The organism is Deinococcus sp. KSM4-11 (assembly GCF_004801415.1).
In the GTDB taxonomy this organism is placed as follows: Bacteria; Deinococcota; Deinococci; order Deinococcales; family Deinococcaceae; genus Deinococcus.
On the sequence record NZ_SSNX01000010.1, the window covers coordinates 42,497 to 54,985 of the forward strand.

Consider the following 12,489-nt stretch of genomic DNA (forward strand, 5'->3'; position numbering starts at 1 on the left):
GAACTCTTACACGCTTCTGGCGCCGCGAAGCATGAACGCCGGCCTGGGGGGCCACCACCAAACCATGAAGAAAGCTGGGCCAGGAGTGGCTTGCAGAACTCCACCGCCTGACGGGGTCTCTCCGTGTCCGATGTCTTTATGCCGACCGCATCCGGCGCAGTGGACGTCATCCGGTCGCTCGCGCTGCGCGGCCTCTTGCCACCTGCGAACAGCGGCCCGCTGGGCACTCCTGACCCTCCCAGACTCAGGGGGGCGGCGGGTTCGTCATCGCGTAGTCCATGACGATCACGTCGTCAATCAGTCCATCTAGCGACTCCACGAAGGCCAGGTGCCGCGGGTGCGGTCGGTAGGTGCGCAGGGCCTCAAGACTCTCAAAGGTGATCCGCAGGCCCAGGCTGTAGCCATGGGCGTTCTCCGTTTCCTCGGTTTCGTTCAGCCCGGCGGACAGGGCCAGGATGCCCGGGATCTGCGCTGGGAACTCCCGGAGCGCCGAGAGGAGCGCGTCGGTCGTCGCGGCCGGGACAGGCTGGTTGAACCGGAAGACGACCAGATGTTCGTACGCAGTCATGACGTTCTCCAGTCCAGCGGCCAGGCCGGAGGGTGCGCTGGCGGTCGGCTCGCCGCGATCAGGGCGTGACCACACCAGCCGCGATGAGCGCGTCCAGTGACTCGTGTACCGCTTCGAGGGACGAGTAACGTGGCGCATACCCGAGGGCCGACCGCGCCTTCTCGATGCTGACCGACGGACTCCGCGCGATGTGCTCCCACGTCGCTCCGGCGTCTTCGGCAGACACCGTGGCCCGCCACTGGTCGTACGGCGCGTAGCTCAGGTCGGCGTCGTGACCGAACCATCCAGAGACGGCCTCGGCATAGCCGCGCAGGGTCAGAGCAGCTGGTGAGACGACGTGGAACGCCTCCCCGACGGCGGCGCGCCAGTGGGTCAGGGCCCGCTCGAAGCCCTGGGCCACGTCGTCGGCATGAACGTGATGCACGGTTTCCAGGCCAAAATTCGGCAGGGTCAACGGCTGGCCCTGCGCGAGCTGGGTAAACACTGCCGGGTTGAAATGCCCGGCCGGATTCAGGGGCGTCCACCCGACCCCGACGATGTGCCCAGGGTGCAGCACAGTGGCGGGAAACCCAGACTGCCGGGCCTCGGCGAGCAGCTCCCGCTCGATGGTGGCCTTGTCCACGCCGTACGTGCCGAACGGCCGGCGGGCCGCATGTTCCTGGGTGGGCACCTCAACCGAGGGGCCGTGTACCCAGATGGTGCCGCAATGCAGGAAATGCTGAATGTGCCCCCGCAGCGCGTCGACCAGCTGTCGGTTGCTGTCCGGGGTAAAACAGATCAGATCGATTACGGCGTCCGGCCGGAGTGCCAGGATCGCGCGTCCGAATTCCCCCGCGGCTTCAGCCTGGGCCCGATCGAGGTTGACCTGCTCCACCGCCTTCCAGAGGCCCGACGGCTGGTAGGGCTCGCGCTGCTGCCGGCTGACATTGACCACATCACAGCCGAGGGTCAGCAGCCTCGGGACGAGGTGGGTGCCGATGTGTCCAGTTCCGCCGATGACCACGACCCGCATGACCTTCTCCTTTTCTGCTCTGCAACACTGTACCGGAGGACGCTTCGCGGATGTCTCTGGTCACCTGCGGCACCGTGCGTGGTGGTCGTGGAGTACGGTGAGCGGTATGGAGGAAGATACCGTCGAAGAGAGGTCGCACCGAGTGGCGAATGCTGAGCTGGTCGAGCTGCTCACCACGCACCTGCGCGACGCGGGCGTGGCCCTGCCCGTCGAACCGGTTCCCGCTATCACTCCAGACGAAGATAGCGACCTTTCGGCCGCTCTGATTCCTTCACTCTAGCCCGGCATACACGGAAACGCTACGGCACTCCGTAGCGTCGATTTTCTCCGTTCCAGCCGACATTCTGGTGCAGGTACGGTGAGTCGGGGATGTCTACGACAGCCTTGGCCACTGTCCTCCCGGCTGCTCCTGTCGCCCGGACGTGCGGCCCATGGGAACAGCGCTCCGAGCTTCGCTGTCACACCAGGGAGCCACGTGATCTGCCTCATGCCGGCGTTGCTGTCAGGCCCGGCCCATCAACTTCACCCGCCACTCGCCCGCCTCGGCGAGCCGCTCCTGAACACTGACCCGGAAGCGGGCGCCGTCGTGCATCTCCAGCACGCCCTCACGGCCTTCCTGGAGGGCCGCGTCGCCAGCCGCAGGATCCACGGCGATCCGCATGACCCCGCGTCCGCCCTCGAGGGCCTGGAGACGCCCCGTCAGCGCGTGCGCTCCAAAGTGCGCCACCACCGAATTGAATTCCCGCATGTTCAGGCGTCGCCCATCATCAGGCCCTCGATGGTGTGGCCCTGCATGATGGGTTCGAGTTCGTCCACGACGCGGCAGATCAGATGCTTGCGGACGTCCTCGGGGAGCCGCTCATAGTACGCGCGGGTGAACTGGAGGTCATGGAACTCGTCGTGCCCGGCGCCCGGCGCGTCGACGCCCAGCACCAGCACCGGCCGGGGTTTGCTGCTGACGTTGGCCGTGCCCCGGTGGATGGTCAGCGCCGAGCGCACCGAGATGTCGCCCATGCTCGGCAGTTTGCGCTGCGCCAGTGCTTGATAGCGGGGGAACAGTGACACTGGTGGGAACATGCCGTGGTCGTACTCGCTGGGATCATCCCATTGCGTGCCGGGTGCGATCTCGAAGGGGCCCATGTCGGGCTCGACATCCACGGTGGTGACATTGAAGGCCAGCGAATTCAGGCGGCGATCCACCAGGGTTTCGGAGCCGGCGCGGAAGTCACGGTGCCACGGCTGATCTTTCGCCCCCGGGTTGGGCACGTCGAAGCCGATTTCCACGATCTTGTAGTCGGGCCCCAGCACGCTCTCGCAGACGGTGGTGACCCACGGGTGCGTGACGAGATCCAGAAACCCGCTGATGTCCTCGGGGTGAATCTCGACGTAGTGCCGGTTGGTGCCGCGCCCCACGGCGCCGCCGGGGCGGGCGAGGGCCGCGTCGTACAGGCGGGGCAGTTCGGTGCCAAGCTGCGCCACCCACTCGCGTGGGAAGGCACCCTTGAGGCCGATGATGCCGTCACCGTACAGCCCGGCCATGATGGCTGGAATGTCGTAGGTCGTGGTAGGCGCGACGTCAGGGATTGTCGTCATTCTCTCCTCCTCGGTGGGTTGCGCTGAACTCTGCCCATTGTGCCCCTGGGTTCAGCAAAGTCAAGCGGGATTCCCTGTAGAAGCGTGAGCTGGACACGTCGCGTCTGTGGCCGGTCAGCTCTCCTGCCCATTGCGGAGGACGCCGGCCTTGAAGGCCACGCCCGTGGGACTCTGCCGGAATATGACGGCAGCGAACGGCGAAGCGCTGGTTGTCCCAGACGGCGTGTCCGCCACTGGTGGCGTGAAGGTAAGGACCGTCCGGAGCTGGGTGCGTCACCGATGCCTGCACGTCCTTGCGTCGCATCAGGCGCCATACTCCCCTGATCAGTCAAGCATAATCTGCTCTATTCGAGCATTCCAACCACATCCACAGGCCACCCACTTCCCCCAGGAGAAACGTCTGCCTATCAGGCGGCCGTCCATCCGGTCCCGAAGGAGCCCTATGTCCGGTGTACATCCTCGTTTCCAGATTTTCCGGGGGGCCATCTGCCTCCTGGTGTTCACGCTGGCCCTGCTGGGGCTTGCCCGCGCAGAGGGGGGGCAGAGACCCCTGCAGGTCAAGTCGCCCCTCCTCCGGACGCCCTGGACGGCACAGGTCTCGACGGCGCGGCCACTGCCCGAGTACCCCCGCCCCCAGCTCGTGCGCCCAGACTGGCTGAACCTCAACGGACCGTGGCAGTTCCAGGCGGCCGGCGCCGGTGACGCGGTGCCTGTGCGCCGCACGCTCCGGGAGACGGTGCTGGTGCCGTTCCCGGTGGAATCCGCGCTGTCCGGCCTGGCCCGCCACGAGGCCGCCATGTGGTATCGCCGGACGTTCACGCTGCCCGCCGGCTGGGCCGGACGGCGCATCCTGCTTCACTTCGGTGCGGTGGACACCGTCGCGGCGGTATATATCAACGGCCAGCGGGTCGGCACCCATACCGGCGGCTACGACAGCTTCAGCTTCGACGTCACGCCACACCTCGAACGCGGCGTGAACGAGGTGATCGTCCACGTGCTGGACGATACCGGCGCGGGAGGGATGCCCGTCGGCAAGCAGCGCCTGGAGCCGAGCGGGATCTTCTACACCGCCAGTTCGGGCATCTGGCAGACCGTGTGGCTGGAGCCCGTCGCGCCGACGCATGTCTCACGGCTGACCCTTACGCCGGATGTGCCCGGCCGCGCCCTGCGGGCGACCGTTCAGGGCACCGGGCAGGGCCGCGTCCACCTGACGGCGAGGGCGGGGGGGAAGGTCGTGAGTTCGGTCGCCGGCGTGCTGGGGCAGGAAGTCCGGCTGCCAGTGCCGTCGGCCCACCTGTGGTCACCGGACGATCCGTTCCTGTACACGCTGACCGTGACGGTGGAGCAGGGCGGCCGGACGGTCGACCGCGTGCAGAGTTACTTCGGGATGCGGTCGATCGGCCTGCAGACCGTGAACGGCTGGACGCGTCCCGTGCTCAATGGCAAATTCGTGTTTCAGATCGGCACCCTCGACCAGGGCTTCTGGCCCGACGGTCTGTACACGGCGCCCAGCGACGCGGCGCTCAAATTCGACCTCGTCAAGCACAAGCAGCTGGGGTTCAACATGGTGCGCAAGCACATCAAGGTCGAGCCCCAGCGCTGGTACTACTGGGCGGACAAGCTCGGGTTGCTGGTGTGGCAGGACATGCCCAGCATGATGACCGAGCAGCCGGTCACGCCGGGGGCGGCCAACGAGTTTGTCCGGCAGTACCGCCGGATCATCGACCAGCACCGCTCGTCGCCCGCCATCGTCACGTGGGTGAACCAGAACGAGGGCTGGGGGCAGTTCGCGCAGGCCCCGCTGGCCGCCGCCGTGAAACGCTGGGATCCCAGCCGGCTGGTGGACAACATGAGCGGCATCAACTGCTGCGGCGCCCACGACGGCGGCAATGGCGACCTGGCCGACTGGCACGTGTACATCGGCCCGAGTTCACCTTCACCCAGCGTGCGCCGCGCGGCCGTGCTGGGCGAGTTCGGCGGTCTGGGCCTGCGCGTTCCCGGCCACGAGTGGTCGCCCGTAACCAGTTTTTCCTACGAGATGCAGGCGAGTCCCGGCGACCTGAACCGCCGCTACCTGGGGCTGGTGGACAGCCTGCGGCCGATGATCGCCAACGCGGGACTGAGCGCCGCCATCTACACCGAGATCACCGACGTGGAGGGCGAGGTCAACGGCCTGCTGACCTACGACCGGCAGGTCATGAAGGTGGACGCTCCGCGCCTGCGGGCCGCCCACCGGGCCCTGATCGCGGCGTCCGGAAGCGCGTCCACGCGCGTGGCCATCCGTCCCGGCCCCGTGGCCTTCCAGGTGCCCGGCAAGCCCACGTTCCTGCTCTACACGGCCGATCCCCTGCAGGTCGGTTCCCTGCCGGCGGGCACCAGCGCCGCGGACGTCAAGGCGGCGACCCTGGTGGCGGTGCCGGGCCTCGCGGATCCCACGTGCGCGTCCTTCCGTTCGTCCAGCGATCCGCAGAGTTACCTCCGTCACCGCGAGTCCCTGCTGCACGTGGAGACCGATGACCTGAACTCCGTAGGCTTCCGACAGGACGCGACCTTCTGCGCGGAACGGGGCGCAGCGGGCACGGGCGTCACCCTGGTGTCGTACAACTTCCGCGCCGCCGCCATCCGCCGCTACCAGGGCACGCTGTGGCTGGCCGACCGTGGGGGCGACCAGCCCTGGGACGGCGGCATGGCCTACCCCGTGGACGTGACGTGGCGGGTGGTGGCCCCACCCCATCCGTCAGCCCGATGGTTCAGGTGACGGGAGCGGGCACCTGCTCCGGGTCGTTTCCGTTTTGCACTGTTGTTGCCACAGCGATTAATGACCATTGCCGATCTCGTCAATGAACCACCGGGAACCTGTGGGGGTTCCCGGTGACGATCTTCAGTTTGCAAGAGCGTGGTGCACCTGTCCGTAGGGGCCGAGAATTCGGTCGGGCCCGTGGGAGCAGCCTCAGGCCCTCAAGGGGCTGGAAGCCCTGCCGCCAAGCTCAGCGCTTGAGCCAGGTGGTGCGCAGGCCGACGTAGCTGGTGTTCGGGAAGTGCTCATAGCCCTGGACGGCCTTGCCCGCCGCTTCGTACTGCGTGCTGGAGTACAGGAAGACCATCGGGCTCAGTTCGACCAGGCGCTGCTGCACCTTGGCGTAGATGGCCTTGCGCGCGGCGGGGTCGGCCGTCTGGCGGCCCTGGTCGAGCAGCGTGTCGATGGTGGCGTCCTTGAAGTTGGTGAGGTTGCCGCCGCTGTCCGAGGCGAAGGGCGTGAAGAGGTAGTCGTCCGGGTCGCCCTGGCCGCTCTCGCCGAGGATGGTGGACATGTAGTTCTTCTTCAGGATGTCGGGCAGGTACACGCTCCACTCCAGCGCCGTGATGTTCACCTTGATGCCCAGGGGAGCGAGCTGCGCCTGGATGATCTCGGCGGGCGTGCGCAGGAAGTCGTAGGTGGAGGTGACCTTCAGTTCCAGCGTGAAGCCGCTTCCGTAGCCGGCGTCCTTGAGCAGGGCGCGGGCCTTGTCGAGGTTCGGCTTGCCGTAGGTGGGATCGGGCTGCCCGTAGTAGCTGCCGTTCGGGAGCACGGTGCCCGCTGAGGGCAGACCGCCCACCCCGAGCAGGGCCACGTCCACGATTTCCTGGTTGTTCATCGCGTAGGCGATGGCGCGGCGCACGCGCGGGTCGTTGAGCGGCTTCTGCGCGACGTTCAGGAACAGCGCGCGGTAGTTGGCGGCGGGCCCGCCGAGGACGTTCACGGCGGCGTTGCCCTTCAGCGCCGTGATGTCCGTGGAGGGCACGTACTCGATCCAGTCCACGGTGCCGGTGCGCAGGGCCGTCACGCGGGCCGTGGGATCCGGCAGGTAGCTGAAGGTGATGCCGTCGAGGTAGGGGAGCTTGTTGCCCTTGGCGTCCTTACCCCAGAAGTTGGGGTTCTTCTTGAGCACCATGCGCGTCTGCGGCACGTACTCGACGAAGGTGAACGGCCCGGTGCCGACCGGCTTGGTATTCAGGGTTGCGGCGGCTTCCTTGGGGACGATCACGTTGAGGCTGAAGGCGAGCTTGCTCAGCAGCGGCGAGAAGGGCTTGCTGAGGGTCATGACGACGGTGCTCTTGTTCGGCGCGGTGATGCTCTTGACGAGTTCGAAGTCGCCGCTGCGGGGGGATTTGGTCGCGGGATCCTTGATGCGGCCTATCGAGTACACGACGTCGCTGGCTTCCAGCGTGCGGCCGTTGTGGAACTTCACGCCGGAGCGCAGCGTGAAGGTCCAGGTCAGGCCGTCCTTGCTGGTCGTCCAGCGCGTGGCGAGGGACGGCACGACCTTGCCGCTGGCGTCGAAGGCGACCAGGGTGTCGTACACGTTCTCGAGCTGGTTGCGGGTGGACGTGGCCTGCGTGACGTGCGGGTCGAGGCCCACCGGGTCGGCCTGCATCCCGGCGCGCAGGATGCCGCCGGCGGTCTGGGCGTGGGCACTGCCCAGCGCAGCGAGCGAGAGGACGAGTGTGAGGGCGGTCCGGGTCTTCATGCGCATGGTGATCCTCCAGGGGAGTGCAGGGGTGACGTGAATGGGGGGCGTCAGCGGGTGAGGCGCGGATCCAGGGCGTCACGCAGCGCGTCGCCGAGGAGGTTGAAGCCGAGCACGGTGACCATGATCGCCAGGCCAGGCGCGATCGAGATCCAGGGATTGGTTTCGAGAAAAGGCCGGCCATCGGCGATCATCTGCCCCCACGCGGGCGCCGGGGGCTGGGTGCCCAGGCCGAGAAAGCTCAGGGCCGCCTCGCCGAGGATGGCGTAGGCGAGACGCAGGGTGATTTCCACGAGCACCGGGCCGGTCGCGTTGGGCAGGACATGCCGCAGCAGCAGCCGGGTGTCGGACGCCCCGAGGGCGGTGCTGGCCTCCACGAACATCGTGTCGCGGGTGCGCAGCACCGCCGCCCGGACGACCCGCGCGAACGGAGCGATGTACGCGACCGCGATGGCAATGGTGAGATTCCAGAAGCCGCCGCCCAGGAAGGCCAGCAGCGCAATGGCCAGCAGGATGGCGGGGAAGGCCAGCAGGATGTCGGTGATGCGCATGATCAGCGTGTCCACCCACTTCAGGTAGAACCCGGCCAGCGCGCCCAGGGTGCCGCCGACCAGCAGTGCCAGGGAGACGCTCAGGATGCTGACGGCCAGACTGATGCGGCTGCCGAAGATCACGCGGGAGAACAGGTCGCGGCCGTACAGGTCGGTGCCGAGCCAGTGGTGCGCCGACGGCCCCTGCATCCGGTCGATCGGCCGGTACTGCACCGGATCGTACGGCGCGAGGTGCGGCGCGAACAGGGCCGCCACCACCACGATCAGCACCAGGATCAGGCCGGCGACGCCGCTGGGCGTGCGGAAGAAGACCTGCGCGGCGCGCCGGGCGGGCGAGCGCGGCTGGACGGCGGCCACCGCCGTCACGAGTACGCCACCCGGCGGTCGATCACGCCGTACAGCACGTCGACGATCACGTTGACCAGCACGTAGCTCACCGCGATCCACAGCACCGCGCCCTGCACCACCGGGTAGTCGCGCAGGTTGATGCCCTCCAGGGCGTACCGGCCGACGCCGGGCAGGCCGAAGAGCTGCTCGATGATCACCGCGCCGCCCAGCAGGTTGCCCACCTGAAGCCCGATGACGGTCACCACGGGAATCAGGGCGTTGCGCAGCGCGTGCCGGATGACCACGGCGCCGCCGGTCAGGCCCTTGGCACGGGCCGTGCGGATGTAATCCTGCCCGAGCACGTCGAGCAGGCTGGCCCGGACGATCCGGGTCGTGGCGGCCGAGAGGCTGAAACTCAGGGCCAGCGCGGGCAGGAACAGGCTGCGGAGGTTCCCGCCCAGGGACTCGGCCGGGGTCACGTAGCCGTTCGGCGGGAACCAGCCGAGCTTCAGGCTGAACAGCAGGATCATCAGGATCGCCAGCCAGAATTCCGGCGCGGCCAGGCCGATCAGCACGAAGGTGCTCGACAGCAAGTCCGCCGAGCGGCCGCGTCTCAGGGCGGCCAGGATGCCCAGCGGCAGGCCGATCACCACGGCGAACAGCAGCGCCAGGCCGGTGAGCTGAAGCGTGACCGGGAAGCGCATCAGCAGGTCGTGGAAGACCGGGCGATCCGTGCGCAGGCTGATCCCCAGGTTGCCGTGCAGCAGCGCCCAGAACCAGTGCGTGAACTGCAGCCAGATGGGTTCGTTCAGCCCGAAGAGCCGGCGCATCTCGGCCTGCTGCGCGGCGCTGACATTGCCCTCCAGGCCGATCAATTGCGTGACGATGTCGCCCGGCACCAGCCGCAGGAGCACGAAGACGAGCACGCTGACGCCGAAGGCCGCGAGCAGGGCCAGCAGGACGCGCCGCAGCAGCCAGCTGGGGCTCACGGCTGTTCCGGTGATGCGATACGCCGCACAAGGCCTGCATGCAGGACCCGGGAGTGGGCAGGGGGGGTGACGGTCGGCCGGTGCATCGTTCCTCCGAGGGGGTGGAGCAGGTGCTTCACAGCAGGCGGGGTGTGCCAACCCACAGCAGCAGGGTGTCCGAGGAGCCCGGATTGGCCCAGGTGTGGGACGTGGTGCTCGGGTGGTGGGCGCTGTCGCCCGGCCCGAGCTCGAACTGTTCGGTGCCGAGTGTCAGGCGCAGTTGACCCTGAAGCACGTGAATGAACTCCTCGCCCAGGTGGCTGTTCAGGTCTGAGGTGAAGCCGGGATGGATGCTGATCAGCAGCGGTTCGAGTTGAAGGTCTGTGCCCTGGCCGGCCAGACTCTCGACCCGGTAGGGCAGTTCACGCAGGTGCAGGACGTTACCGCAGCCCTGGCGGGTGACGCTGGAATGCGGGACGTCCTCGGGAACGAAGTAGGTGAGGGTGACGCCCAGTGCCCGGGCAATGGAAGCCAGCGAGGTCATGCTGGGATTGGCCTGGTGACGCTCGATCTGCGACAGGTACGGCACGGACAGGCCGCTGCGTTCGCTGATGTCCTTGAGGGTGAGGCTGAGGTGACGTCGTCGTGCGCGAACCTTTGAACCTAGCTGCATCACCCCTCCTGGTTGAGGTGCTTGCAGCCTATCAGAATAATTCTGATCACAGTTCAAGGGTAACCACCTTGGACTGTGACGTCTTTGGTTCCGTTGATGGTGCCCGACAACTGTTCGCGATAACGGTCTGGAACGGGAAATCTTCAGACGCCGTGGCGTAGGCTGACGTATGACTTCCCCTGACGAGACGCGCGTGTACGAGGTCGAACGACATGGTGATCTCCTGCTGACCCGCATGGAACGCACGGTCGATCAGGAACGGCCAGGTATCACAGCCATCCACCTGACCTTGGTGAACCGTGGAACGTCCCCAATCGCGGTGGATCGGGTCGATTTTTCCAGTGAGGACTTGTCAGTGACGATTTCCATCGATCGGACGCTGGAACCCGGACACGAGCTGGTGCTCATCGGCCCTGATATGGCGGACAGGGTGACCCTTCAGGCCAGCATCCAGGGAAAATCCGCCCTGTTCAAAGCGGGTGTCGTGTTTCAGGCGACGGTGTATCTCACCGGGCCGCAGGGCAGCAACACATTCACCCAGCCCCTCTCCTGGGGCTTCTGGATGGAGGGTGGATATGGCTTCACGTTGTCAGACGCATAACGGAGTGTGGGAGATCATCCCCAGGGTGTGGGCCACTCTGCGCGGCGGGAACCAAGGGGCTGCCCTGCGGCCGAGCCACCGGGTCAGGCGGCCTGAGGTCGTGACGGAGTAGGGCGCCTCCCTCCTGGTCGTCAGCGCCGCTGGCCACATCGCGCTGGCACGGTGACCGGCCAGGCCGGACCGGCAGTCATGCCCGTGAAGGGATCACCCGTTCACCAGGGGTAACGATTCCGTAAGGGCCGACTCCCTACCCTTTGGGGGCCACCACCGGGAGGGGCCATGCTCACCACGCTGTTTCTCAACCTGTGCATCCTGACCGCCTGCGCGTTCACACTCAGCTTCACCTACCGCCGGTGGCCCGTGCAGGGCCGGGGGCCATGGTTCTGGGTGCGTTATGCCGGGATGGCGGCCAGCGGCCTCCTGCTGATGCAATTCCCCGCCACGGTGGTTCCAGGCGTGTTCGCCGACCTGCGCGCCGTGCCCGTCGTGTTTACCGTGCTGCACAGCGGGCCGGTGGCTGGGATGGTCGTTGCCTTTCCCCTGATGCTCTACCGCCTTCACCTCGGCGGTGCCGGGGCGCCCATCATGGTGCTCAGCACCATCAGCATGCTGCTCCTCGGCAGCGTGGTTCGCCGTCTCGATCCCCTGCCGGGATTTGAAGTCAGCTGGCGGCGGCGCGTGACCCGCAGCCTGCTGACCCTGCTGCCCAACGGTCTGGGGCTGCTCCTGTTGCCGCAGGGACAGGCCCTGTTCGCCCAGACGTACGCGCCGGTGCTGCTCCTAAGCCTGGCCGGGTACGTGGTGGTCATGATGATCATCGATTCCCGGCTGACGACGCTGCGGCTTTTGAGCACCCTCGAAGGCCAGGCGCTGCTGGACGCGCTCACGGACGTGGCCAACCGCCGACAGTTCGAGCGCGACCTGCTGACCCTCCAGGCCATGGACGCGGTCGTGATGGTGGACATCGACCACTTCAAGGCGCTGAACGACACGCACGGCCACGCCGTGGGGGACGCCGCGCTGCGCGAGGTCGCGCAGCGCCTGAGCGGCGAGCTGCGTGGGGGTGACCGGGCCTACCGCTACGGGGGCGAGGAGTTCGCGGTCATTCTGCTGGACGTCGGGGCAAGCCACCTGCCGGCGGTGGCGGAGCGGCTGCGCGCGGCGGTGGAACGCGACCCCCTGCTGAGCGTGTGGTCGCACGTGACGGTGAGTGTGGGCGCGGCATTGATGGGGAAGGAACCGCCGCTGGACGTGGTGGTGCAGGCGGATCGGGCGCTGTACCAGGCCAAGGCCGCGGGACGCAACCGCACCGTGATCAGCGCGGGCTCAAGCCACCTCGCACCGGCCAGCCTGAACTGACCGCAGTCACGGGCACCAGGAGGATGTATCCGTGGGACGCTCCATCTGGGCTGCGGTCAAGGGCCAGTGGGGCGGCATCAGCGACGCTGTAATCAGGTTCCTCAAGGTGCCGGCCACGTCTTCGATTGCACGTTGAGGTCGACGCGGTGCTGGTCGTACAGTCGATGTGGCATGTACGAAGGCGTCGAAGTAAGCCCTCGATGACCTGCCGGATGTGTTCGGGACGGCTATTCAGGCTTACGTGGCCTCCATCCGCGTCGTCCTCGTTCGCGAACTTGGTGGTGATGACCACCTGATCCCGGTAGAGGGCGAGCGCTTCGCCCACCAGT

At 67.2% G+C, this 12,489-nt stretch carries 12 protein-coding genes; 4 read left to right on the forward strand and 8 right to left on the reverse strand.

Features of this window, described 5'->3' with window-relative positions; genetic code table 11:
- Nucleotides 1–244: 244 nt before the first annotated feature.
- Both E7T09_RS20110 and E7T09_RS20115 read right to left on the reverse strand, forming a co-directional pair.
- Nucleotides 245–568: a Dabb family protein gene (locus E7T09_RS20110; RefSeq protein WP_136391000.1), complete on the reverse strand. Its 324-nt coding sequence runs from the start codon at nucleotides 566–568 to the stop codon at nucleotides 245–247.
- A 58-nt stretch (nucleotides 569–626) separates the two neighbouring features.
- Nucleotides 627–1,580, reverse strand: a complete 954-nt coding sequence (locus tag E7T09_RS20115) for an NAD(P)-dependent oxidoreductase (protein ID WP_136391001.1) — start codon at nucleotides 1,578–1,580, stop codon at nucleotides 627–629.
- Here E7T09_RS20115 and E7T09_RS20120 point away from each other — a divergent pair.
- Nucleotides 1,564–1,860: a hypothetical protein gene (locus E7T09_RS20120; protein WP_136391002.1), complete on the forward strand. Its 297-nt coding sequence runs from the start codon at nucleotides 1,564–1,566 to the stop codon at nucleotides 1,858–1,860. The two genes, E7T09_RS20115 and E7T09_RS20120, sit on opposite strands and share 17 nt — an antisense overlap.
- Before the next feature lie 222 nt (nucleotides 1,861–2,082).
- On the opposite strand, the gene E7T09_RS20125 is transcribed toward E7T09_RS20120, so the two are convergent.
- Both E7T09_RS20125 and E7T09_RS20130 read right to left on the reverse strand, forming a co-directional pair.
- Nucleotides 2,083–2,328, reverse strand: a complete 246-nt coding sequence (locus tag E7T09_RS20125) for a hypothetical protein (protein ID WP_136391003.1) — start codon at nucleotides 2,326–2,328, stop codon at nucleotides 2,083–2,085.
- Between the two features lie 2 nt (nucleotides 2,329–2,330).
- Entirely contained in the window at nucleotides 2,331–3,173 is an 843-nt protein-coding gene (locus E7T09_RS20130; RefSeq protein ID WP_136391004.1) for a phytanoyl-CoA dioxygenase family protein, read from the reverse strand.
- A gap of 442 nt (nucleotides 3,174–3,615) precedes the next feature.
- Between E7T09_RS20130 and E7T09_RS20135 the strand changes: the two genes are divergently transcribed.
- Complete coding sequence (locus tag E7T09_RS20135) at nucleotides 3,616–5,931, forward strand: AbfB domain-containing protein (protein ID WP_136391005.1); 2,316 nt, start codon at nucleotides 3,616–3,618, stop codon at nucleotides 5,929–5,931.
- 229 nt (nucleotides 5,932–6,160) lie between these two features.
- On the opposite strand, the gene E7T09_RS20140 is transcribed toward E7T09_RS20135, so the two are convergent.
- From E7T09_RS20140 to E7T09_RS20155, 4 genes are all read right to left on the reverse strand, one after another.
- Nucleotides 6,161–7,681: an ABC transporter substrate-binding protein gene (locus E7T09_RS20140; protein WP_136391006.1), complete on the reverse strand. Its 1,521-nt coding sequence runs from the start codon at nucleotides 7,679–7,681 to the stop codon at nucleotides 6,161–6,163.
- Nucleotides 7,682–7,731: 50 nt separating this feature from the next.
- Entirely contained in the window at nucleotides 7,732–8,598 is an 867-nt protein-coding gene (locus tag E7T09_RS20145) for an ABC transporter permease (protein WP_205747057.1), read from the reverse strand.
- Nucleotides 8,595–9,548: an ABC transporter permease gene (locus tag E7T09_RS20150; RefSeq protein ID WP_136391007.1), complete on the reverse strand. Its 954-nt coding sequence runs from the start codon at nucleotides 9,546–9,548 to the stop codon at nucleotides 8,595–8,597. The genes E7T09_RS20145 and E7T09_RS20150 overlap by 4 nt, the downstream gene beginning before the upstream one ends.
- Nucleotides 9,549–9,663: 115 nt before the next feature.
- Nucleotides 9,664–10,200, reverse strand: a complete 537-nt coding sequence (locus E7T09_RS20155; protein WP_168734958.1) for a helix-turn-helix domain-containing protein — start codon at nucleotides 10,198–10,200, stop codon at nucleotides 9,664–9,666.
- A gap of 169 nt (nucleotides 10,201–10,369) precedes the next feature.
- On the opposite strand from E7T09_RS20155, the gene E7T09_RS20160 reads away from it, so the two are divergent.
- Nucleotides 10,370–10,801, forward strand: coding sequence for a hypothetical protein (locus tag E7T09_RS20160; RefSeq protein ID WP_168734959.1), 432 nt, complete (start codon nucleotides 10,370–10,372; stop codon nucleotides 10,799–10,801).
- A gap of 279 nt (nucleotides 10,802–11,080) precedes the next feature.
- Nucleotides 11,081–12,160 carry a diguanylate cyclase gene (locus tag E7T09_RS20165; protein ID WP_136391010.1) on the forward strand — a complete coding sequence of 360 codons (1,080 nt, stop codon included), beginning with the start codon at nucleotides 11,081–11,083 and terminating at the stop codon, nucleotides 12,158–12,160.
- Nucleotides 12,161–12,489 lie beyond the last annotated feature (329 nt).

Bases quoted from the DNA above. Each gene is read 5' to 3' on its own strand.
- E7T09_RS20110 (WP_136391000.1), bottom strand. From the start codon at position 568: ATGACTGCGTACGAACATCTGGTCGTCTTCCGGTTCAACCAGCCTGTC.
- E7T09_RS20120 (WP_136391002.1), top strand. From the start codon at position 1,564: ATGACCACGACCCGCATGACCTTCTCCTTTTCTGCTCTGCAACACTGT.
- E7T09_RS20115 (WP_136391001.1), bottom strand. From the start codon at position 1,580: ATGCGGGTCGTGGTCATCGGCGGAACTGGACACATCGGCACCCACCTC.
- E7T09_RS20125 (WP_136391003.1), bottom strand. From the start codon at position 2,328: ATGCGGGAATTCAATTCGGTGGTGGCGCACTTTGGAGCGCACGCGCTG.
- E7T09_RS20130 (WP_136391004.1), bottom strand. From the start codon at position 3,173: ATGACGACAATCCCTGACGTCGCGCCTACCACGACCTACGACATTCCA.
- E7T09_RS20135 (WP_136391005.1), top strand. From the start codon at position 3,616: ATGTCCGGTGTACATCCTCGTTTCCAGATTTTCCGGGGGGCCATCTGC.
- E7T09_RS20140 (WP_136391006.1), bottom strand. From the start codon at position 7,681: ATGAAGACCCGGACCGCCCTCACACTCGTCCTCTCGCTCGCTGCGCTG.
- E7T09_RS20155 (WP_168734958.1), bottom strand. From the start codon at position 10,200: ATGCAGCTAGGTTCAAAGGTTCGCGCACGACGACGTCACCTCAGCCTC.
- E7T09_RS20160 (WP_168734959.1), top strand. From the start codon at position 10,370: ATGACTTCCCCTGACGAGACGCGCGTGTACGAGGTCGAACGACATGGT.
- E7T09_RS20165 (WP_136391010.1), top strand. From the start codon at position 11,081: ATGCTCACCACGCTGTTTCTCAACCTGTGCATCCTGACCGCCTGCGCG.